This window comes from Microbispora sp. H10670 (genome assembly GCF_014161385.1).
GTDB lineage: Bacteria > Actinomycetota > Actinomycetes > Streptosporangiales > Streptosporangiaceae > Microbispora > Microbispora triticiradicis.
Genome location: NZ_JABBWW010000023.1, coordinates 63,605 through 84,457 on the forward strand (window position 1 = coordinate 63,605; position 20,853 = coordinate 84,457).

The window sequence follows — 20,853 nt, forward strand, 5'->3', positions numbered from 1 at the left end:
CGAAAACTTTCGGAAACGGGTCGCGCGGTCCGCGAAGGGGCCGTGACGCGGATCGGCCCGGGGCGTGACACCCGCCCCGGGCCGGCCTGACCGTCTTCTCTAGTGCTTCTCGTCTTCTCTAGTGCTTCACGCGGACCCAGTCCGCGCGGCTGGACGAGCGCCGGGCCTCGTCGTCACCGGGGAAGACCACCTTCCAGCTTCCGGAGCGCGTCGCCTTGGTCCTGCCCCAGAACTTGCCGGAGACGTTCGTCCGCAGCGTCTTGACGTAGTGCCAGGAGCCGCCCGCCTTCTTGAACCACACGGTCACCTTCTGGTGGCCGTAGCCCTCCCAGCCGTCGTCCCACACCTGGAGCGCGCCGCGGAAGGTCAGGTACCTGCCATACCCGACCGGCTCGGGGGCGGCGTTGAAGCGGATCACCCGGGTGTCGGCGGCGGGCGGCGGCACGGGCCGGGGAGCGCGGACCGTCACGTAGTCGGACGAGCTCACCGAGCCCGTCGCGCCGGTGACGGCCTCGAACTCGGCCCGCCACCAGCCGGAGGTCCTGGCCCTGACGTCCGCGGCGAAGAAGCCGCGGTCACCGGTCCAGGCGGAGGTGACGTACTGCCAGCGGTAGCCGCCGTCGGGCTTGAAGAGGATCTTCACGCGGTGGTCGGGGAAGCCGCGCCAGAAGTCCCCGCCGCCGATCTCCAGCCGGCCGCGCAGGCGCAGGGTGCCACCGGCGCGAACGGGGTCGGGGGAGGCGTCGAAGCCGGTGACGCGGGTGCGCCGGGCGGCGTCCCGTACGTCGACCCGGTCGCTGTCGCTCGTCGCGGGCTCGGCGGCGGTGGTGCCGTCGAACTCGGCCCGCCACCAGCCGGACCTGTCCACCCTCTCGTCGGCCGAGAAGCGGCCGCGCCCGTCGGTCGTCACCCAGCCGACCCGGCCGTAGGAGCCGCCGACCGGCTTGAAGGCGAGGTACACCCGCTGGCCGGCGTACCCGCGCGACGCGCCGTAGGTGAGCGTGCCGGACAGTCTGACGACGCCGCCGCGGTCGGCCACGTCCGGCGAGGCGGCGAAGTCGAGGCCGGTGTTCCAGTGAACCTGGAACTCCTTGGTCGCGGTGCCGCCCCCGGTCCTCACCTCCAGCTTCCAGGCGCCCGGCTCGTCCCTGAAGGTGAAGCCGTACCTGGCCGAGTAGGCGCCGGAGCCGGCGGGACCGGTGGCGAGCGCGACGGCCCGGCCCGATCCGTCGAGGAGCCGGGCGGTGCCCGCCTCGGCCGACTTGTAGGTGAAGGTCGCCGGCGTGCCCGCGCCGGTGGCGACGATCACGGGGCTGGGGGAGACGGCGAGGTCGCTCGGCGCCGTCACCGTCGCCGCGCCCGCGGCGGCCGGGAGCGCCACGGCTCCGCACAGGGCGGCCGCTCCTCCCATGGCCACCGCCGCGATCACGGCGCGCATGCGTTCCAACATTCCGCTGAACCATCCTTCCCGGTGGTCGAACGGTGAACGCGGCCTGAGGGTGCCACGTCATTCCTCTCAAGTAGACGGGCGATAACCGGCATAGGTTGAGAGAAATGACATTCGTCATCAAATTGTGTCAATATAGTTGATCAATTGGCGGAGGGATACCGGGAGTTCCCACTGTGCGGGACGGGGCGAGCATCCTGCGACATAATCGGCCGTGTGGTACGGGAAGCAGTGGAGACCCATTTCGCCGAAGCCGTGGGGGCGCTGACCCCGGGGCCCGCCGGGGACCCGGATCTGCCGGTCCGGCCCGGCTCGGGCCTCACCGGGGTCCGGTGCCGGGAACTGTTCGCGGTGCAACTCGGCAGCCGGCTCCTCGACGTCGCCGCCCGCCTGATGCGCGGGCGCGACGAGGGCTTCTACACGATCGGGTCGTCCGGCCACGAGGGGAACGCCGCCGTGGCCGCCGCGCTCCGGGCGACCGACCCCGCGCTGCTCCACTACCGGTCGGGCGCGTTCTACCTGGCCCGCTCCGCGCAGGCCGGGCGGCTGGCCGAGGAGGGGCTGCGCGACGTGCTGCTGGGGATCGCCGCGTCGGCCGAGGAGCCGATCGCGGGCGGCCGGCACAAGGTGTTCGGCCACCCCCGCCTCGCCGTCATCCCGCAGACCTCCACGATCGCGAGCCACCTGCCGCGGGCCGTCGGCGTCGGCTTCGCGATCGAGCGGGCGCGCACGCTGGGCCTGCCGTCGCCCTGGCCGCGCGACGCGGTCGTCGTCTGCGGATTCGGCGACGCGTCGCTGAACCACGCCTCCGCCCTCACGGGTCTCAACACCGCGGCGTACGGCGGCCATCGCGGGCTGCAGGTGCCGGTGCTGTTCGTGTGTGAGGACAACGGCCTCGGCATCAGCGTGCGGACCCCGCGCGACTGGGTCGAGCGGGCCAGGCACCCGGCGCTGGAGTACTTCCACGCCGACGGCTGCGACCTCGCCGAGACCTACGACGCCGCGACGCGCGCCGTGCGCCACGTACGTGACAACCGCGCCCCGGCGTTCCTGCACCTGCGCACGGTGCGGCTGATGGGCCACGCGGGCTCGGACGTGGAGATCGCCTACCGCACCCGCAAGGAGATCGCCGCCGACCTGGAGCGCGACCCCCTTGTCCGTACGGCGCGGCTGCTGGTGGAGGCGGGCCTCGCCCAGCCCGACGAACTGCTGGCGCGTTACGAGACCGAGCGCGACCACGTGCTGAAGCTGGCGATGGAGTGCGCGCGGCGGCCCCGGCTGTCGTCCGCGGAGGAGGTGATGGCGCCGCTCGCGCCGCGCGACCCGCGGGCGGTGGCGGCCGGGACCCTGCGGGCGGCGCCCGCGCGGGAGCGCGACCGGGCCTTCGCCGCGCCCCCGGAGTCGGAGGGCGGGCTCACCCTCGCGCAGGCCGTCAACCGCGCCCTCGCCGACGCCATGGCGGCCGACCCCGGGGTCCTGGTGTTCGGGGAGGACGTGGCCCGCAAGGGCGGGGTGTACGGCGTGACCCGAGGGCTGGCACGCAGGTTCGGCGGCGAGCGGGTCTTCGACACGCTGCTCGACGAGCAGGCCGTCCTCGGGCTCGCGCTCGGCAGCGGGCTGGCGGGGATGCTGCCGGTGCCCGAGATCCAATATCTCGCCTATCTGCACAACGCCCTTGATCAGATTCGCGGCGAGGCGTCGACCATGCAGTTCTTCTCCCGGGGCGCGTACCGCAATCCCCTGGTCGTACGAGTTGCCTCATATGCCTACCAAAAGGGCTTCGGGGGACATTTCCATAATGACAACTCGATTGCCGCGTTGCGCGATATCCCTGGTTTGATCATCGCGTCTCCGGCGCGGCCCGACGACGCGGCGGCGATGCTCCGCACCTGCCTGGCCGCCGCCCGTGTGGACGGCAGTGTGTGCGTGTTCCTGGAGCCCATCGCGCTCTACCACGCCCGGGACCTGTTCGAGGAGGGCGACGACGGCTGGCTCGCGCCGTACGCGCCGCCGGCCCGCTGGGCGGAGACGCACGTCCCGGTCGGCCGGGCCCGTTCCTACGGCGACGGCCGCGACCTCACCATCGTCACCTACGGCAACGGCCTGCGGATGAGCCTGCGGGCGGCGGCGCGGCTCACGGCGGAGGGCATGGGCTGCCGGGTGCTCGACCTGCGGTGGCTGTCGCCCCTGCCGGTCGACGACCTCATGCGCGCGGCCGACCTCACGGGCCGGGTGCTGATCGCCGACGAGACCCGGCGCAGCGGCGGCGTCTCCGAGGGCGTGATGGCGGCGCTGCTCGACAACGGGTTCACCGGCCCGATCACCCGGGTGACCTCCCGGGACAGCTTCGTGCCGCTGGGCCCGGCGGCCGGCGCCGTGCTGCTGTCCGAGGCCGAGATCGAGCAGGCCGCCCGCGCCCTCCTCGCCCGAAGCTGACCGAAGAGCCTGATCAGGGGCCTGATCGCGGGACGGCCGCCGGTCACCCGATCCGGCACAGGGCGGCGCGGGCCATGGTGTGCAGCAGGCCGGCCATGGCCTCGGGGGACAGCTCTCCCGCGCTGTGCGGGGTGGAGTTGAGCAGGCCGAAGACCGCGTGCGCGGCGGCGCGCAGCCGCGCCTGCGGGCAGTCGGGGTGCAGTTCGGCCAGCACGGCCACCCACTCCTCGGCGTACAGCCGCTGGAGCCGCCGGATGGCCCGCCTGGCCTGCTCGGGCACGTTGTCGAGCTCGCGCTCCTGCACCCGGATCAGCGCCGGATGGCGCAGCGCGAACTCGATGTGCCCGGCCAGCAGCGCGTCCAGGGCCGCCTCCGCGGTGTCCGGGTCGGCGGTGGTGGCGAGCCGCGCCCCCTGCTCGCGGAGCCGCTCGCTGATCCCGAGCAGCATCTCGGTGAGCAGGGCCTCCTTGCCGCTGAAGTGCCGGTAGAGCGCGGGCCCCGACACCCCCACCGCGGCGCCGATGTCCTCGATGGACACGCCGTGGAAACCGCGTGCCGCGAACAGGGCGGCGGCCGCGTCGAGGATCTCGGCCCGCCGATTGCGGGTAGGGGACTTCACGGCACCATGGTAGACGGAGTCAGTTAACGATGACTAACATTCGAGCATGAGTACAAGCGACTGGCCGGTGCTGGAGAGCCGGTGCGACCCGGGCGGCGAGGCGTACAAGCGCGACGCCGAGGCGAACGAGCGCCTGGCGGCGGAGCTGCGCGAGCGACTCGCGGCGGCGGCGCGGGGCGGCCCGGAGCGGGCCCGCGCCCGGCACGCCGAGCGCGGCAAGCTGCTGCCCCGCGACCGCGTCGACACCCTCCTCGACCCCGGCGGGCGCTTCCTCGAACTGTCGCCGCTCGCGGCGACCGGCATGTACGACGACCAGGCCCCGGCCGCCGGGATCATCACCGGCGTGGGCCGGGTCGGCGGCCGCGAGGTCGTGATCGTGGCCAACGACGCCACCGTCAAGGGCGGCACCTACTACCCCATGACGGTCAAGAAGCACCTGCGCGCCCAGGAGGTCGCCCTCCACAACACCCTGCCGTGCGTGTACCTGGTCGACTCGGGCGGGGCGTTCCTGCCGAAGCAGGACGAGGTCTTCCCCGACCGGGAGCACTTCGGGCGCATCTTCTACAACCAGGCCACGATGTCGGCGCGGGGCATCCCGCAGATCGCGGCCGTGCTCGGCTCCTGCACCGCGGGCGGCGCCTACGTCCCGGCGATGAGCGACGAGGCGGTCATCGTCCGCGACCAGGGGACGATCTTCCTGGGCGGGCCGCCGCTCGTGAAGGCCGCGACCGGCGAGACCGTCACGGCCGAGGAACTGGGCGGCGGCGAGGTCCACGCCCGCGTCAGCGGCGTCACCGACCACCTCGCCGAGGACGACGCGCACGCCCTGAAGATCGTCAGGGACATCGTGTCGACGCTCGCGCCGAGAGGCCCCCGCCCCTGGGACGTCGCTCCGGCCGAGCCGCCGCTGCACGACCCGCACGACCTCTACGGGATCGTTCCCCAGGACACCCGCCGGCCGTACGACGTGCGCGAGGTGATCGCCCGGATCGTGGACGGCAGCCGGTTCCTGGAGTTCAAGGCCGAGTACGGCCCGACCCTGGTCACCGGGTTCGCCCGCGTCCACGGCCACCCCGTCGGGATCGTGGCCAACAACGGCATCCTGTTCGGCGAGTCGGCGCTCAAGGGCGCGCACTTCATCGAGCTGTGCGACCGGCGGTCGATCCCGCTGGTGTTCCTGCAGAACATCAGCGGCTTCATGGTCGGCAAGGCGTACGAGGCGGGGGGCATCGCCAAGCACGGCGCGAAGATGGTCACGGCGGTCGCCTGCGCCCGGGTGCCGAAGTTCACCGTGATCATCGGCGGCTCGTTCGGCGCGGGCAACTACGCGATGGCCGGCCGCGCCTACTCGCCCCGTTTCCTGTGGATGTGGCCGAACGCCCGCATCTCGGTGATGGGCGGCGAGCAGGCCGCCACCGTCCTGTCCATGGTCGGCGACGCCGACCCCGAGGAGATCCGGGCCCGTTACGAGCACCAAGGGAGCCCCTACTACTCGACCGCCCGCCTGTGGGACGACGGGGTGATCGACCCGGTGGACACCAGGACCGTCCTCGGCCTGGCGCTCGGCGCCGCCGCGAACGCCCCCCTCGAACCCGTCGGCTACGGCGTCTTCCGGATGTGAGTGATGTTCACCAGTGTGCTGATCGCCAACCGGGGGGAGATCGCCGTCCGGATCATCCGGACGCTGCGCGCGCTGGGGGTGCGCGCGGTCGCCGTCCACAGCGACGCCGACCGTGACGCCCGGCACGTGCGCGAGGCCGACCTCGCCGTACGGCTCCCGCGCGGCTATCTCGACGCCGGCGGGATCGTCGAGGCCGCCCGGACGAGCGGCGCCGAGGCGATCCACCCCGGATACGGCTTCCTCGCCGAGAACGCCGGGTTCGCCCGCCGCTGCGCGGCAGAGGGCCTGGTCTTCATCGGCCCGCCGCCCGAGGCCATCGAGGCCATGGGGGACAAGATCCGGGCCAAGGAGACGGTCGCCCGCGCGGGCGTGCCGGTCGTCCCCGGCGGCGCGGAGCCCTGCGACGACCTGGCCGAGGCGGCCGGGCGCATCGGCTTCCCCGTGCTGATCAAGCCGTCGGCGGGCGGCGGCGGCAAGGGCATGCTGCGGGTCGCCTCGGCGGAGGAACTGCCCGCGGCGATCGAGTCGGCCCGCCGCACCGCCGTGGCCGCCTTCGGTGACGGCACGCTGCTGCTGGAGCGGTACGTCGACGGCCCCCGGCACATCGAGATCCAGGTCATGGCCGACGCGCACGGCAACGTCGTCCACCTCGGCGAGCGCGAGTGCAGCCTGCAGCGCAGGCACCAGAAGATCGTGGAGGAGGCGCCGTCCCCGCTCCTGGACGCCGCGACGCGGGCGCGCATGGGCGCGGCGGCGGTGGAGGCCGCTCGGTCGGTCGGCTACGTCGGCGCGGGGACGGTCGAGTTCATCGTCCCGGCCGCCGACCCGGGGGGCTTCTCCTTCATGGAGATGAACACCCGGCTCCAGGTGGAGCATCCGGTGACCGAGATGGTGACCGGTCTCGACCTCGTCGAGCTGCAACTGCGGATCGCCTCCGGCGAGGCGCTGCCGTTCGGGCAGGACGAGGTGCGCCTGCGCGGCCACGCGGTCGAGGCCCGGGTGTACGCCGAGGACCCCGCCCGCGACTTCCTGCCGACCGGGGGCCGGATCCTGGCGCTGCGGGAGCCCGCCGGTCAGGACGTCAGGTTCGACTCGGGGCTCACCGAGGGCATGGCGGTGGGCAGCGACTACGACCCCATGCTGGCCAAGGCGGTCGCCTGGGCCCCTGACCGGGCGGGCGCGCTCGCGGCGCTGGACCGGGCGCTCGGCTCCACCGTGATCCTCGGGGTCACCACCAACGTCGGTTTCCTGCGGGCGCTGCTGGCCGACCCGGAGGTCGCGGCCGGGCGGCTCGACACCGGCCTGGTCGAGCACCGCCTCGGCGACCTGCTGGGCGGCCCGGTGAACGGCCCGGCCGGTGGTGGCGTGCCGGACGAGGTGCTCGCCGCCGCGGCGCTGGTCTTCCACACGGGCTTCGCCGGCCCCTCCGGCGACGGCGACCCCTGGGACGTGAACGACGGCTGGCGGATCGGGGAGCCCGCCTGGACGGTCCACCACCTCGGCGTGCCGGTGCGGATCGCGGGACCGGCCGGCGACGCCCGGATCGAAGTTAATGGACATTCACTTGGCCGGGCGCGGCTGGCGCGGCTCGGCGACGGCGCGGCCGTGGTGTCGCTCGGCGGGGTCACCCGGCGGTACGCGGTCGCCCGCGACCGCGGCACGCTCTGGCTCGCCGAGGGCGGCCGGGCCTGGCCGGTGACCCGGCACGAGCCCGGCGACCCGGGAGACCGGGCGGGCGGCGCGCTCGCCGGGGACGGCGTGGTCCGCAGCCCGATGCCGGGAACGGTGCTGCTGGTGAAGGCGGCCCGGGGCGAGCGGGTCACCGCCGGGCAGCCTCTGGTCGTGGTGGAGGCGATGAAGATGGAACACACCCTGACGGCGCCGGACGACGGCGTGCTCGCCGAACTGCGGGTGCGGCCGGGACAGACGGTGGACCTGGACGCGGTGCTGGCGGTGGTGACGCCGTGCGAGTGACGATCTACGAGGTCGGCCCGCGCGACGGCCTGCAGAACGAGTCGGCCGTCGTGCCGGTGGAGGTCAAGCGCGAGTTCGTCGCCCGGCTGGCCGAGGCCGGGCTCACCACGATCGAGACGACGAGCTTCGTCCACCCGAAGTGGGTGCCGCAGCTCGCCGACGCGGGCGAGCTGCTGGAGAGCCTGCCCCGGGTGCCCGGGGTCCGCTACCCGGTGCTCGTCCCCAACGACAGAGGCCTCGACCGGGCACTCAAGCAGGGAGTCACCGACATCGCGATCTTCGGTAGCGCCACCGAGTCGTTCGCGCGGCGCAACCTCAACCGCACGGTCGAGTCGCAGTTCGAGATGTTCGCGCCCGTCGTCGAGCGGGCCCTGGCCCACGGCGTGCGGGTCAGGGCGTACGTCTCGATGTGCTTCGCCGATCCCTGGGAGGGACCGGTCGCGCCCGCGCAGGTCGCCGGGGTCGGGCGCAGGCTGCTCGACCTCGGCTGCCACGAGCTGTCGCTGGGCGACACCATCGGTGTCGGCACGCCCCGCCACGTCGAGGACCTGCTCGACGCCTTCGCCGAGGCCGGTGTCGGGCCGGAGCGGCTCGCCGTCCACTTCCACGACACCTACGGCCAGGCCCTCGCCAACACGCTGACCGCGCTGAGACGGGGAATCACCGTCGTCGACTCCTCCGCCGGAGGCATCGGCGGCTGCCCGTACGCCAGGAGCGCCACCGGCAACCTCGCGACCGAGGACCTGGTGTGGATGCTCGACGGCCTCGGCGTCGAGACCGGGGTGGACGTCAGGTCGCTGGCCGCCACCAGCCTGTGGCTCGCCGGAATCCTGGGCCGGCCGAGCCCCTCCCGCGTCGTCCAGGCCCTTGCCAAGGAGATCTGAGATGCTCAACGACGAGCACATCGAGCTGCGCAAGTCGGTGGAGGAGTTCGCCCGCGAGGTGGTCGCCCCCGTCATCGGGGACTACTACGAGCGGTGCGAGTTCCCGTACGACGTCGTCCGCAGGATGGGCGCGATGGGCCTGTTCGGCCTGCCCGTCCCGGAGGAGTACGGCGGCATGGGCGGTGACTACTTCACGCTGTGCCTGGCCCTGGAGGAGCTGGCCCGGGTCGACTCCTCGGTGGCGATCACCCTGGAGGCGGCGGTGTCGCTGGGCGCGATGCCGATCCTCCGGTACGGCACCGACGAGCAGAAGCGGCGCTGGCTGCCGGGGATGGCCGCGGGGGAGATCCTGGGGGCGTTCGGGCTGACCGAGCCCGGCGGCGGCTCCGACGTGCCGGGCGGCATGCGCACCACCGCCGTCCTCGAAAGCGGAGAGTGGGTGATCAACGGCTCCAAGGCGTTCATCACCAACTCCGGCACCGACATCACCGCCGTCGTCGCGGTGGCGGCGATCACCGGCCGCCGGGAGGACGGAAGGCCGGAGATCTCCACGATCCTCGTGCCGTCGGGCACGCCCGGCATGACGGTGTCGAAGAAGTATTCCAAGGTCGGCTGGTCGGCCTCCGACACCCGCGAGCTCTCCTTCACCGACTGCCGGGTGCCGGAGGAGAACCTGCTCGGCGAGCGCGGCCGGGGCTACGCGCAGTTCCTCCAGACCCTCGACGAGGGCCGGGTGGCGATCGCCGCGGTGTCGGTCGGCCTCGCCCAGGGCTGCGTGGACGAGTCGCTGCGGTACGCGAGGGAGCGCCGGGCCTTCGGCCAGGAGATCGGGGGCTACCAGGCCATCCAGTTCAAGATCGCCGACATGGAGGCGCGGGCGCACACGGCCCGCCTGGCCTACTACCACGCCGCCGAGCGCATGGTGGCCGGCCTGCCGTTCAAGAAGGAGGCGGCGATCGCCAAGCTCGTCGCGTCCAACGCCGCGATGGACAACGCCCGCGACGCCACCCAGGTCTTCGGCGGCTACGGCTTCATGAACGAGTTCCCCGTCGGGCGCTTCTACCGCGACGCGAAGATCCTGGAGATCGGCGAGGGCACCAGCGAGGTCCAGCGCATGCTCATCGCCCGCGAACTCGGCCTGCCCGTCTGAACCCGTCCACGCCCCGGTACGGCTCCCCGGGGGACGAGCACTTCGGCCGGCGTGAGGGTGAACGCCGCAACCGCCCGTGTCAGGGAGGCATCGGTCTGCTTCGATCGCCATGCCAAGGCGGTGGACGTCACCGTGTGTCGCTCTTCCGGGTCAGCTGCCCTCGGTGATCCACATGCAGGTTTGCGACACTTTGGCTATCGTCTCGACGCCATATTCCGGGTCGCCCTGGAACCACTGGAACTCATCGGATGCCGCCGCGTTCGTCGGGAAGTGCATATATGTGTTGCTGCTGGTCAGCAGTACTGCGCCGCAGCCGTCCGCCTCGTCCAGATATTTGATGATGTTGGACAGTTCTGGATTGATCTTCTGTGCCGCCTCGTAGTAACTGGCTCCCGACCGGAACACGCCGAAATACCGCGTATAAGTGCAGTGCGTGTACTGCCTGTTACTCCCGATTTTGCCGCTGGTGCACACGGGCGGCTCCGGCGACTCCTGCGTGTACCCGTCGACGAGTGCGTTGGCCGGAGTGGCTGATACGAGGAGTGCTGTAACCGCTGCGGCGAATACCAGACCGAAGGCGCGAGTCATCGTTCTCATGAGCGGCAACTTAGGGCGATGGGAATGCGAATTTCTTGCATGATCCTTGAACGCTGCTTGCAGCCGTGCCGCGGCTGGTAGAGCGCCGCGGCCTCGGCCGTCACTCCACTCCAGCGCGAGGAACGGCGACTCCGGGTGGGGGAAACGGCCGGACGGCCCGCGGACGTGAGGCGGTCCCGCCTGCCGCCGGTCTCGCGGGGGGGCTCGGATTGGACGTATGTGTCTGGGTACTCCTAGAGTCCCTTTCATGACGTCTGGTGATCTCCAGCTCCGGCGGGCCGAGCAGACCGACGCGGACGAGATTTTCGCACTCGCCCGCGAGTTCGCGGTGACGTTCCGGCCCGAGCGCGCGCCGTTCGACGCGGCGCTGCCGCAGCTGCTGGAGAACGAGGACGCCTTTCTCATGGTCGCGACCGTGGACGGGACCGTACGCGGTTACCTGCTGGGCTTCACCCACATCACGCTCTTCGCCAACGGCAGGGTCGCCTGGGTGGAGGAGGCGATGATCGAGAGCGGCTACCGCCGCCACGGCATCGGGCGCAGGCTGCTGGAGGAGTTCGAGACGTGGGCCCGCTCGCGGCAGGCCGGGTACGTCGCGCTGGCGACCCGGCGGGCCGCCGAGTTCTACGGCGCCCTCGGCTACGAGATCTCGGCGACCTACTACCGGAAGATGCTCAGACCGAAGGCCTGACCTTCTCCCCGCCTACCGCGGTGCTCTCCGGGCCGCTCACCGTCCTCCGGGCGGTCGTCCAGGCGGGCCGGCCTGGCGGCGCCTCGCGGCGTCGCCGGGGCCGATCGGGGAGGTCACGCGTCGGCCGGCAGCGGTTCCCCGGTCTCCAGCAGCGTCTTCAGGCTCGCCACGACGTTCGGCCAGCCGTGGCTGACCATCTCGGCCAGGCTCGATCCGGGCTCGAAGCCGTCGTGCACGACGGTGAGCTTCACGACCTCCCGCGCGGGCTCCTCGATCGTGAAGGTGACCTTCGAGCGGGCCTCGCCGGACAGCCGGGCGAGCGTCTCCTCGTCCCAGCCGAAGCGCTTGGCGAGCTCCGGGGTGACGGCGTGCCAGGTGTAGGAGAGCCGGCTGTAGGGCTCGGCCTCCAGCACGACCTGCTCCGGGTCGCTGATCAGCACGCCGTGGTTGTCCCAGGTCATCGGTGAGCCGGCGGACCAGTCCGTGGTGAACTCCGTGGCCCAGTAGCGGCGGGTGAAGGCGGGCTCGGTCAGCGCCTGCCAGAGCTTCTGCGGCGTGGTGCGGATGTAGGTGGTGTAGACGAAGGTCGGCGCGTCCATCGGGGTCTCCTCAAGGGCGAGTTTCAGGTCCGCCAGGGCTTGGACCCTGGCCCGGTCGTAGCGGCTGATCCACCGGTGGGCGATCTCGTGCACGGGCGCGGCGTTGAGGTAGTGCAGCTTCTCCCGGCCCCGCCGCACGGTGGTGACGAGCCCGGCCTCCTCCAGCACCGCGAGGTGCTTGCTGACGGACTGCCTGGCCATGTCGAGTCCGGCGCACAACTCGCGCAGCGTCTGCCCGTTGCGGGCGTTGAGCGAGTCGAGCAGCGCGCGCCGGCTCGGATCGGCCAGCGCCTTGAACACCTCGTCCATCTCGCCCTCGTTCCCGGATCGCCTTCTGTCGATATGCAGCCTTTTGGCTGCCTCTAAATTTGGCAGCCGGATGGCTGCATGTCAAGACGTGCGGCTGTCAGGGCCGGCGCGGAAGGTGATCATTCCCGAAGCGGGCTCGCGAAGGCCGGCGCGCACGCGCGACGCACTGCTCATGGAGCGCCGTGCGCCGCGCGTGGCAGGGGTCGGTCAGACGGCCGAGGTGAGCTGGGCGTCGAGCCGGTAGCCGTCCACGGTCACGTAGACCGAGTCGCCCGGCCGGGCGTTCAGCCGCATGAGCACCGGCTGGAGCGAGTCGAACACCGGCTGCCGGTCACGCCACACCAGGACGACGGCGTTGTTCCCCGGGCCGGTGACCGACAGCAGCGTCCCCGGGCGCATGCCCAGCTGGGCGGCGTACCCCTCGGGGACCGCCACCGGCTCGCCGCGCAGGTGACCGCTGGTCACGTCGATCCGCTGCCAGCGGCGCGGGTCGGAGGCCGGGCCCGAGGTCGGACGGGGGTTCGGCACCAGGTGCGGCAGGGGTACGCCCCCGCCCCGGGTGCCGCTCGCCAGTGCGTTCAGCGCGGCCAGCGCCGTGGCGGCGTCGGGCCCGTTGCCGGCCTGGGAGGGGACCGGGATGCCGCCGCGGCCGTGGTGGTGGCCGTTCGCCCCCGGAGTGCGGCGCGGCAGCGGCGCCGGCGTGCCCGCCGGACCGCGCCGCGTCGGCAGCGCGTCCGCCGCGGACGGCGAGCCCGCCTGGGGCATCGAGTCCAGCCACGCCTTCGCCGAGTGGGCGCGGATGCCGAGCTGGCCGAGCAGCTCCACGACATCGGCGTCCGCGGGCTTGCTCGCCAGGAGGTGGCGGGTCTTCTCGCGCAGCCCGGCCAGGTCGCCGACCACGAGCCAGCCGTCCTGCAGGCGGCGGTCGGGCATCAGCGTGACCAGCACCCGCCACAGCGGCGTGCCGAGGGCCGGGACCTCGACCGGGTGGGACGGGTCGGCCGCGATGAGCTGCTCCTGGGTGGCCGCCGCGCCGAGCCATTCGGTCAGCCCGAACAGGTGCCCGGTGAGCGGTGCGGTGTCGGGGGAGCGCAGCCACAGCAGCACCCGCTCCTCGGCCGTGCGCTGCGCCTGGGAGAGCAGTTCGCGGTCGACGCCGAGGGTGTGCGCGAGCGCGCGGAGGCTCACCGGTTCCGCGGCGAACAGCCGCTCGGCGGCCACGGCCCGGGCGAGCGGGTCCCAGTCGCGGAACAGCCCCTCGACGACCCCGACCATCGGGTGCGCGGACAGGTCGGGCGGCTGCCGCTCCGGCGCCGCCGGAGCCTCCGGCCGCGCCTCGCCACGGCGCTCCGTACGGGACTGTGCCCCGGGTTGGGCCGTGGGTTGGGCTGCGGGTTGGGACGGGGACTGGGCGGTGGGCCGGCCCGCGGCTTGGGCCGGGGGCTGGGGGAGCGCGGCGCCGGGCTGCCGGGCGAAGGGCTGGGTGGCGGGCCTGGCCTGCTGGCCGGGAGGCGCACCCGCCGGCGGCAGGCTCGCGGGCGGCGGGGCCGTTCCCGGCTGTACGGCCGCCTGCTCCGCCTGGCCGGGAGGCACGGCGTCCGGCCGCGCGAAGGGCTGCGAAGGGGCTCCGTTGACCCGCGGGGGCGGCGGAGAGCCGGGTCCCTGCGCCGCGGGTCCCTGGCCGGCCACGGGGAAGGGCTGGGAGGCCGTGCCCGGAACGGCGGGGAACGGCTGGGAGGTGGCGCCCGGAACGGCGGGGAACGGCTGGGAGGGGGCTCCGTCGGCCTGCGGGGGTGCCTGCGAGGCGGGTCCGTGAGCGGTGGGTCCCTGGGCGGCGGCGGGGAACGGCTGGGAGGTCGGGCCCGGGGTGCCCGGGAACCCTTGCGCGGCCGCGGCGGGCTGCTGGGGGAACGGCTGCGCCGTGCCTCCCTGCGCCGTGCCTCCCTGCACAGTGCTTCCCTGCGCCGCGGTTCCCTGCGGCGTGGTCACCTGGGGAACCTGCGGGAACGGCCCGGAGACGGGACCGGCGGCGGGCTGGACCGTGGGGGCGCCCGGGACCGCCTGCGCGCCCGAAGCGCCGGCGCCCCGTGTACCCGGAACGCCTTGTGTACCCGGAGCGCCCGGAGCCGCCAGAGCACCCGGTGCAGCCAAAGCGCCCGGTGTGCCCGGAACAGGCTGTGTGCCCGGAACAGGCGGTGCGCCGGGAGTCGGCTGCGCGCCCGGGATCGCCTGTGTGGCCGGGGTGGACGCCTGTTCGCCGCCCGATTCCCCCAGGTGCCCGAACACCTCTCGGAAGATCGTGGTGAGGAGGGCCTCCGGCGAGGCCGAGCCGCTGGGCGTCCGCAGGTCGACGGGCGTCATGCGGCGCAGCCGGTACCACCCGCCCAGGTGGGTGACCACCGTACGGACCGGCTCGGGCCACCCGGTCATGGCCGGGTCCACGGTGTGGACCTGGAGTGCGGGGAGCAGGTCGGTGAGAGGCAGATGGTCCCAGCGGCCGACGGCCAGCCGGGCGAGCCGTTCGCAGAGCCAGTCGACGCCGGTCGCCCGCACCGCGTGCCCGATCGTGACGGATGCCCACCACCCGCCGGGCAGGCGCGGGTCGGCCAGCATCTCGGCCACCTGCTGAGGACGGCTCCAGCGCAGGGCCGGGACCAGGTCGCTCAGGCAGATCGTTGACTCGGCGTCCATCGGTATGACCGCACCCTCCCGAGAGTGACGCATGTTGCTAATGGTGCAGCTTACGCCGCAAACCAGCAATTGGTGTCAATAGGGTAAAGTTCCCAGACTTCGGACGGCCGCCCACCTGCGCGACCGCCATCGCCCCCGCCTCGCACCCCGTCCGCAGCGCCTCCTCGGTGGTTCCGCCCGCCAGCGTGGCGGCCAGGAACCCCGCCGCAAAGGCGTCTCCGGCACCCGTCGAGTCGACCACCGCCGCCGGGGGAGCGGGCGCCCTGGCGACTATACGGCCCTCACGGGCCAGCAGCGCGCCGTCGGCCCCGAGCTTGACGACCGCCGTGCCGTAGTGGGCGCTCAGCACCCGCCCGGCCGTGTCCGGGTCGGACGCCCCGGAGAGCAGCAGCGCCTCCTCCCGGTTGGGGATCACGGTGGCCGCCGGGGCGGTCTCGCGGAGGAAACGTTCACGGCCGAACTCCCGCAGCGGCCCGCAGGAGGCCGGGTCGACGCTGACCGGGATGCCCCGCCCGGCCGCCTCGCGCATGGCCAGCCGGGCCAGTTCCAGGCCCGGCCCGGCGAACATCGTGTACGCCGACAGGTGCAGCCGGCCGACCCCGTCGAGGAGATCGGGCGCCCAGTCGTCCACGCCGATGTGGCCGCTCGCGCCCCGGTTGGTGAGCATGGACCGCTCCCCGCTCGCGTCGACCATCGCGATGACGACGGCCGACGGGCGGCCGGGGTCGATCCGCAGGTGCGGCCGTACGCCGGCCTTCGTCAGCTCCGCCGCGTGCCACTCGCCGGTGTCGTACCCGGCCCGCGCCAGCAGGCGGGTGTCGGCGCCGAGGCGGGCGGCCCAGGAGGCGGTGTTCGCCCCCGAGCCGCCCGGCCGCAGCGTGATGTCGGCGGGTGTGTCGGTGCCGGTGGCCGGGGGACCGTCGTGCAGCGCGACGACGTCCGTCACCACGTCGCCGATCACCAGCAGGCCGGTCGCCGGCGGAGCGCTCACCCGGCCGCCCAGGCGGCGGCGATCCGACCGGCCAGGGCGGTGTTCCCGCGTACGGCGGCGAGGTTGGCCTCCAGCGACGCCCCGCCGGTGCCCTCGACGAGGTACTCCAGCAGGAAGGGGGTGATGGCCTGCCCGGTGACGCCGCGCTCCTCGGCGGCGCGCAGGCCCTCGGCGAGGACCCGGTCGTGCAGGTCCGGATCGAGCTGGAGGTCGGCCGGCACCGGGTTGGCCACGATGAGCGCGGTCTCCAGCCCGCCGAGGGCGTCCTGGGCCCGCATGATCCCGGCGGCCTCCTCCGGCGTCTCGACGCGCCAGTCGACCGGCTCGCCCGAGCTGTGCAGGTAGAAGCCGGGGAACTCGTCCGTACGGTAGCCGACCACGCTGACCTGCTTCGTCTCCAGCCGCTGCAGGGTCGCGGGCACGTCGAGGATCGACTTGACGCCGGCGCACACAACCGTGATCTTGGTCCGGCTGAGCGTGTCGATGTCCGCCGACTCGTCCTGCACCGACGTCCAGCCGCGGTGCACGCCGCCGAGCCCTCCGGTGGCGAACACCCGCACGCCCGCCCGGGCCGCGAGGAACGACGTGCCGGAGACGGTCGTGGCGCCGCTGAGCCCGAGCGCGGCGGCCGGGGCGAGGTCGCGGTAGCCGAGCTTGCGCAGGCCCGGCTCGGTCGCGATGCGCTCCAGCCCGTCCTTGTCCAGGCCGACCCGGGGAACGCCGTCGAGCACCGCGACCGTCGCGGGCACCGCCCCCGCCTCCCGGACGATCTCCTCCAGTTCGAGGGCGACCTGGAGGTTCCGGGGCTGGGGAAGCCCGTGGGAGATGATCGTGGACTCCAGGGCGACGACCGGCCGGCCGGCGGCCAGCGCCTCGGCGACCTCATCGGAAACGCGCATGGTGCTCCTGTTCGTGTCGGCGGAAAATTGTCCGGCTTCGTCATATTCTGCCCGGGTCCAGGGGGCAATCTTGCGATACCTTTCGGGCACCGCGCCTCGTAGACCCGGGAGAACGCTCCATGCCACGTTCGCACTACGACGTCGTCATCGCCGGTGCCGGGCACAACGGCCTCGTGGCCGCCGCCTACCTCGCCGGGGCCGGACGCCGGGTGCTGGTCCTGGAACGGCTCGGCCACGTGGGCGGTCTCGCCGTGTCGGCGCAGGCGTTTCCCGGTGTGGACGCGCGGCTGTCGCGCTACTCCTACCTGGTCAGCCTGCTGCCGTCGAAGATCGTCAAAGAGCTGGGGCTCCGGCTTGACCTGCGCCGCCGCCGCTTCTCCTCCTACACCCCGGCCGGCGGCACCGGGCTGCTCGTGGACAACGAGGACGCCGCCCGCACCGCCGCTTCGTTCGAAGCCGTCACCGGCGGACGGCGCGACCTCGACGCCTGGGAACGGTTCTACGCGATGACCGCCCACGTCGCCCGGCGGGTCGCGCCCACGCTGCTCGACCCGCTGCCGGGCCGTACGGACCTGCGCGGGATCGTGGGCGACGACGAGGCGTGGCGGGACCTGTTCGAGCGGCCCATCGGGCAGGTCGTGGACGAGCGGTTCGCCGACGACACGGTGCGCGGGGTGGTCCTCACCGACGCCCTGATCGGCACCTTCGCCGACCCCGCCGCCGACCTGCTGGCCAACCGGTGCTTCCTCTACCACGTCATCGGCGACGGCACGGGCGACTGGAACGTCCCGGTCGGCGGCATGGGCGCGGTCACCGCCGAGCTCGCCGACGTCGCGCGGCGGCGCGGCGCCGAGATCCGTACGGGGGCCGAGATGCTGGCCGTCGACCCCGGCACGGGGGAGGTCACGTTCCGGGACGTCTCCCCGGGCGGCCAGGACGACGGCGCCGAGCACGTGGTGACCGGCGGGAAGGTGCTGGCGAACCTGCCGCCCGCCGTGCTCGCGCGGCTGCTCGGGGAGACGCCCGAGACGCCCGAGGGCGCCCAGCTGAAGATCAACATGGTGCTGTCGCGGCTGCCCCGGCTGCGCGACCCCGCCGTGACGCCCGCCGAGGCGTTCAGCGGCACGTTCCACATCAACGAGAGCCGCGACCAGCTCGCCGCGGCGTACGCGCAGGCGGCGGCGGGGCGGGTGCCGGACCTGCCGCCCGCGGAGGTCTACTGCCACTCGCTCACCGACCCCTCGATCCTCGGGCCCGAGCTGCGCGCGGCGGGGGCGCACACGATGACGCTGTTCGGCCTGCACATGCCCGCCCGGCTGTTCGCCGACCCGGCCGCCAAGCGGGAGGCGCTGGCCCGCACGCTCGCCTCGATCGACTCCGTGCTCGCCGAGCCCATCGGCGACTGCCTGCTGCGCGCTCCCTCGGGTGAGCCGTGCCTGGAGGTCAAGACGCCGCTCGACCTTGAACGGGACGCGGGCCTGCCCGGCGGGCACATCTTCCACCGCGACCTGTCCTGGCCGTACGGCGAGGAGGACGCCCCTGGCGGTCACGGCGGCCCGTGGGGCGTGGAGACGGCGCACGAGCGGGTGCTGCTGTGCGGCGCGGGCGCGCGGCGCGGCGGCGGCGTGAGCGGCATCCCGGGCCACAACGCCGCGATGGCCGTCCTCGGCCACGCGTGACTCGGCGGGATGAACGCGGTCCGGCTTTCGCCCCCGGATCGCCGGCCGGGCGGGTGCCACTCAACGGGACAAAGCGCCCTTTAACCGGATTCTCATGACGCTCGGATAGCGTGTGGCGGTGCGTGAGGAAGCCGCGAAGCTGCTGGTGGTGGACGACGAACCCGCCCTGCGGGAGGCGCTGCGCAGCAGCCTGGAGTTCGAGGGATACCGGGTCGAGACGGCCGGCGACGGGCTGGCCGCGCTCGGCCTCCTCGACGACGCCGCGCGGAACCGCGAGGCGTACGACGCGATGCTCCTCGACGTCATGATGCCGCGGCTCGACGGGCTCACCACCTGCCGGCGACTGAGGTCGGCGGGCAGCCGCGTCCCCGTGCTCATGCTGACCGCGCGCGACGCCGTCGGCGACCGCGTGTCCGGGCTGGACGCGGGGGCCGACGACTATCTCGTCAAGCCGTTCGAGCTCGACGAACTGCTCGCCCGGGTGCGGGCCCTGCTGCGGCGCGGCGGGCAGTACGCCGCCCAGAGCGGCGACGGCGACGTGCTCGCCTTCGGCGACCTGCGCATGGACGCCGCGAGCTGGGAGGTCACCCGCGCCGGTCACCGGCTGGAGCTGACCCGCACCGAGCACCTGCTGCTGGAGCTGTTCCTGACCCACCCGCGCCAGGTGCTCACCCGGGAGCAGATCCTCGGCGCCGTGTGGGGCTTCGACTTCGAGCCGACGTCGAACTCTCTCGACGTGTACGTCATGTACCTGCGCCGCAAGACGGAGGCGGGCGGGCTGCCCCGCCTCATCCACACCGTGCGCGGCGTGGGCTACGTGCTGAGGTCGTCGCCGTGAGGCGCCGCTCGCTCCGGTCCCGGCTCACGCTGCTGATCGCGGCCGCGGTCGCGCTGGCCGTCGCGGTGTCGGCGGCGGCCTGCTGGCTGCTCGCCCGCGCCGAGCTGCGCGACCAGATCGCCCGCTCGCTGACCCGGCTGAGACCGGCGGCCGACCAGATCGCGATCGCGCTGCGCGACTGCCGCGGCGACGAGACGCAGCGCCGCGGGCCCCGGCCCGACTGGGACCCCTCGGGGCGGAGCTGGCAGATCGTCGCGCCCGACGGCACGGTCTGCGTCTGGGCCGGCTCGGCCTACGTACGGCCGTCCGAGGCGGAACGCGCGCTGACCTCGGGCTCGATCCTGCGGGACGCGGTCACCACCGACGGGACCTCCGTGCTCGTCCACACGACCCGCTACGTGCCCCGGCTGCCCGGACCGCCCGGCCGGTTCCCGGAGCTCGCCCAGCCGCCCGCGCCGGTGACGATCAGCGTGTTCCGCTCCACCGCCGAGATGGACCAGACGCTGGGCATCCTCGCCGTGGTCTTCGGGTCGGTCAGCGTGCTCGGTGTGGCCGGCGCCGCCGTGGCGGGCCTCTGGCTCGCCCGTACGGCCCTGCGGCCCGTGGCACGGCTGACCCGCGCGGTCGAGCACGTGGCGCGGACGGAGGACCTCACGGTCACGATCCCCGTCGAGGGGGAGGACGAGATCGCCCGCCTCGGCCGGTCGTTCAACACGATGACCGCCGCCCTGTCGAGCTCCCAGGAGCGCCAGCGCCTGCTCGTCTCCGACGCCGGGCACGAACTGCGCACCCCGCTCACGAGCCTGCGTACCAACATCGACCTGCTGCTGCGTAGCGAGGCCACGGGCCGCGCCATCGAGCCCGCGGCCAAGCGGCGGCTGCTGGCGAACGTCAAGGAGCAGTTCGAGGAGATGTCGAGCCTCGTCGGCGACCTGCTGGAGCTGTCGCGCGAGGCGGAGAGCGGCGAGTCGTCGGCCGAGATCGACTTCCATGAAGTGGTTGCGGCGGCGGTCGAGCGGGCCCGGCGGCGCGGCCCGGGGCTGCGCTTCGACGTCGGGCTCGATCCCTGGCAGGTCCACGGCGACGCCCGCGGCCTGCAACGCGCGGCGGTGAACGTGCTCGACAACGCGGTGAAGTTCAGCCCGCCCGGCGGCCTCGTCACGGTGCGGCTCGACAAGGTGCGGCTCGGCAAGGGCGTGCTGACCGTGCGCGACGAGGGGCCGGGCATCGCCGAGGACGAACTGCCGCACGTCTTCGAGCGCTTCTGGCGTTCGCCGTCGGCGCGCGGCCTGCCCGGCTCCGGCCTGGGCCTCGCCATCGTGGCCCAGGCCGTACGGGACGCCGGGGGACAGGTCACCGTGGAGAACGCCCCCGGCGGCGGCACCCTCGCCACCATCGTGCTGCCCGGGACCGCGCCGGGCGACTGAC

At 73.4% G+C, this 20,853-nt stretch carries 16 protein-coding genes; 9 read left to right on the top strand and 7 right to left on the bottom strand.

All coding sequences use genetic code 11. The features are described 5' to 3' along the window. Positions 1 to 118: 118 nt before the first annotated feature. Positions 119 to 1,450, bottom strand: coding sequence for a hypothetical protein (locus tag HHX33_RS26955; RefSeq protein WP_182877044.1), 1,332 nt, complete (start codon positions 1,448 to 1,450; stop codon positions 119 to 121). 213 nt (positions 1,451 to 1,663) lie between these two features. On the opposite strand from HHX33_RS26955, the gene HHX33_RS26960 reads away from it, so the two are divergent. After that, the gene (locus HHX33_RS26960) at positions 1,664 to 3,883 is read left to right on the top strand and encodes a thiamine pyrophosphate-dependent enzyme (protein ID WP_182877045.1); all 2,220 of its coding nucleotides are present in this window, start codon (positions 1,664 to 1,666) and stop codon (positions 3,881 to 3,883) included. Between the two features lie 43 nt (positions 3,884 to 3,926). Here the strand turns inward: HHX33_RS26960 and HHX33_RS26965 are convergent, their stop codons facing one another. Further along, entirely contained in the window at positions 3,927 to 4,502 is a 576-nt protein-coding gene (locus HHX33_RS26965) for a TetR/AcrR family transcriptional regulator (RefSeq protein WP_117410194.1), read from the bottom strand. 46 nt (positions 4,503 to 4,548) lie between these two features. On the opposite strand from HHX33_RS26965, the gene HHX33_RS26970 reads away from it, so the two are divergent. From HHX33_RS26970 to HHX33_RS26985, 4 genes are read left to right on the top strand one after another with little or no spacing between them, the layout of a single operon-like run. After that, positions 4,549 to 6,123: a carboxyl transferase domain-containing protein gene (locus HHX33_RS26970; protein WP_182877046.1), complete on the top strand. Its 1,575-nt coding sequence runs from the start codon at positions 4,549 to 4,551 to the stop codon at positions 6,121 to 6,123. Between the two features lie 3 nt (positions 6,124 to 6,126). Next, positions 6,127 to 8,097: an acetyl/propionyl/methylcrotonyl-CoA carboxylase subunit alpha gene (locus HHX33_RS26975; protein WP_182877047.1), complete on the top strand. Its 1,971-nt coding sequence runs from the start codon at positions 6,127 to 6,129 to the stop codon at positions 8,095 to 8,097. After that, positions 8,088 to 8,981 carry a hydroxymethylglutaryl-CoA lyase gene (locus tag HHX33_RS26980; protein ID WP_182877048.1) on the top strand — a complete coding sequence of 298 codons (894 nt, stop codon included), beginning with the start codon at positions 8,088 to 8,090 and terminating at the stop codon, positions 8,979 to 8,981. Before HHX33_RS26975 ends, HHX33_RS26980 begins: the two co-directional genes overlap by 10 nt. A gap of 1 nt (position 8,982) precedes the next feature. Continuing rightward, the gene (locus tag HHX33_RS26985) at positions 8,983 to 10,131 is read left to right on the top strand and encodes an acyl-CoA dehydrogenase family protein (protein ID WP_182877049.1); all 1,149 of its coding nucleotides are present in this window, start codon (positions 8,983 to 8,985) and stop codon (positions 10,129 to 10,131) included. Between the two features lie 150 nt (positions 10,132 to 10,281). Here HHX33_RS26985 and HHX33_RS26990 read toward each other — a convergent pair whose 3' ends face one another. Further along, positions 10,282 to 10,728 carry a hypothetical protein gene (locus tag HHX33_RS26990; protein ID WP_182877050.1) on the bottom strand — a complete coding sequence of 149 codons (447 nt, stop codon included), beginning with the start codon at positions 10,726 to 10,728 and terminating at the stop codon, positions 10,282 to 10,284. A gap of 247 nt (positions 10,729 to 10,975) precedes the next feature. On the opposite strand from HHX33_RS26990, the gene HHX33_RS26995 reads away from it, so the two are divergent. Next, positions 10,976 to 11,419, top strand: coding sequence for a GNAT family N-acetyltransferase (locus HHX33_RS26995; RefSeq protein WP_117409609.1), 444 nt, complete (start codon positions 10,976 to 10,978; stop codon positions 11,417 to 11,419). Positions 11,420 to 11,532: 113 nt separating this feature from the next. Here the strand turns inward: HHX33_RS26995 and HHX33_RS27000 are convergent, their stop codons facing one another. The 4 genes from HHX33_RS27000 to HHX33_RS27015 form a co-directional block, all read right to left on the bottom strand. Beyond that, positions 11,533 to 12,327 carry an ArsR/SmtB family transcription factor gene (locus tag HHX33_RS27000; RefSeq protein WP_138460066.1) on the bottom strand — a complete coding sequence of 265 codons (795 nt, stop codon included), beginning with the start codon at positions 12,325 to 12,327 and terminating at the stop codon, positions 11,533 to 11,535. Between the two features lie 207 nt (positions 12,328 to 12,534). Further along, on the bottom strand, positions 12,535 to 15,018 hold the full coding sequence (locus HHX33_RS27005; protein WP_182877051.1) for a hypothetical protein: 2,484 nt from the start codon (positions 15,016 to 15,018) through the stop codon (positions 12,535 to 12,537). A gap of 37 nt (positions 15,019 to 15,055) precedes the next feature. Next, positions 15,056 to 16,009, bottom strand: a complete 954-nt coding sequence (locus tag HHX33_RS27010) for a carbohydrate kinase family protein (protein WP_182877052.1) — start codon at positions 16,007 to 16,009, stop codon at positions 15,056 to 15,058. After that, positions 16,006 to 16,908, bottom strand: a complete 903-nt coding sequence (locus tag HHX33_RS27015) for a pseudouridine-5'-phosphate glycosidase (protein WP_182877053.1) — start codon at positions 16,906 to 16,908, stop codon at positions 16,006 to 16,008. The genes HHX33_RS27010 and HHX33_RS27015 overlap by 4 nt, the downstream gene beginning before the upstream one ends. A 119-nt stretch (positions 16,909 to 17,027) precedes the next feature. On the opposite strand from HHX33_RS27015, the gene HHX33_RS27020 reads away from it, so the two are divergent. The 3 genes from HHX33_RS27020 (at position 17,028) to HHX33_RS27030 (ending at position 20,852) form a co-directional block, all read left to right on the top strand. Further along, a complete protein-coding gene (locus HHX33_RS27020) occupies positions 17,028 to 18,587 on the top strand; it encodes a phytoene desaturase family protein (RefSeq protein ID WP_182877054.1) in 1,560 nt (519 codons plus the stop codon). 118 nt (positions 18,588 to 18,705) lie between these two features. Then, on the top strand, positions 18,706 to 19,425 hold the full coding sequence (locus tag HHX33_RS27025) for a response regulator transcription factor (protein WP_310741549.1): 720 nt from the start codon (positions 18,706 to 18,708) through the stop codon (positions 19,423 to 19,425). Next, the gene (locus tag HHX33_RS27030; RefSeq protein WP_182877056.1) at positions 19,422 to 20,852 is read left to right on the top strand and encodes a sensor histidine kinase; all 1,431 of its coding nucleotides are present in this window, start codon (positions 19,422 to 19,424) and stop codon (positions 20,850 to 20,852) included. Before HHX33_RS27025 ends, HHX33_RS27030 begins: the two co-directional genes overlap by 4 nt. Position 20,853 lies beyond the last annotated feature (1 nt).

Coding starts and splice junctions, on each gene's coding strand:
- HHX33_RS26970 (WP_182877046.1), top strand. CDS start 4,549: ATGAGTACAAGCGACTGGCCGGTGCTGGAGAGCCGGTGCGACCCGGGC.
- HHX33_RS26995 (WP_117409609.1), top strand. CDS start 10,976: ATGACGTCTGGTGATCTCCAGCTCCGGCGGGCCGAGCAGACCGACGCG.
- HHX33_RS26975 (WP_182877047.1), top strand. CDS start 6,127: ATGTTCACCAGTGTGCTGATCGCCAACCGGGGGGAGATCGCCGTCCGG.
- HHX33_RS26985 (WP_182877049.1), top strand. CDS start 8,983: ATGCTCAACGACGAGCACATCGAGCTGCGCAAGTCGGTGGAGGAGTTC.
- HHX33_RS26955 (WP_182877044.1), bottom strand. CDS start 1,450: ATGTTGGAACGCATGCGCGCCGTGATCGCGGCGGTGGCCATGGGAGGA.
- HHX33_RS27000 (WP_138460066.1), bottom strand. CDS start 12,327: ATGGACGAGGTGTTCAAGGCGCTGGCCGATCCGAGCCGGCGCGCGCTG.
- HHX33_RS26990 (WP_182877050.1), bottom strand. CDS start 10,728: ATGAGAACGATGACTCGCGCCTTCGGTCTGGTATTCGCCGCAGCGGTT.
- HHX33_RS27005 (WP_182877051.1), bottom strand. CDS start 15,018: ATGGACGCCGAGTCAACGATCTGCCTGAGCGACCTGGTCCCGGCCCTG.
- HHX33_RS27020 (WP_182877054.1), top strand. CDS start 17,028: ATGCCACGTTCGCACTACGACGTCGTCATCGCCGGTGCCGGGCACAAC.
- HHX33_RS27015 (WP_182877053.1), bottom strand. CDS start 16,908: ATGCGCGTTTCCGATGAGGTCGCCGAGGCGCTGGCCGCCGGCCGGCCG.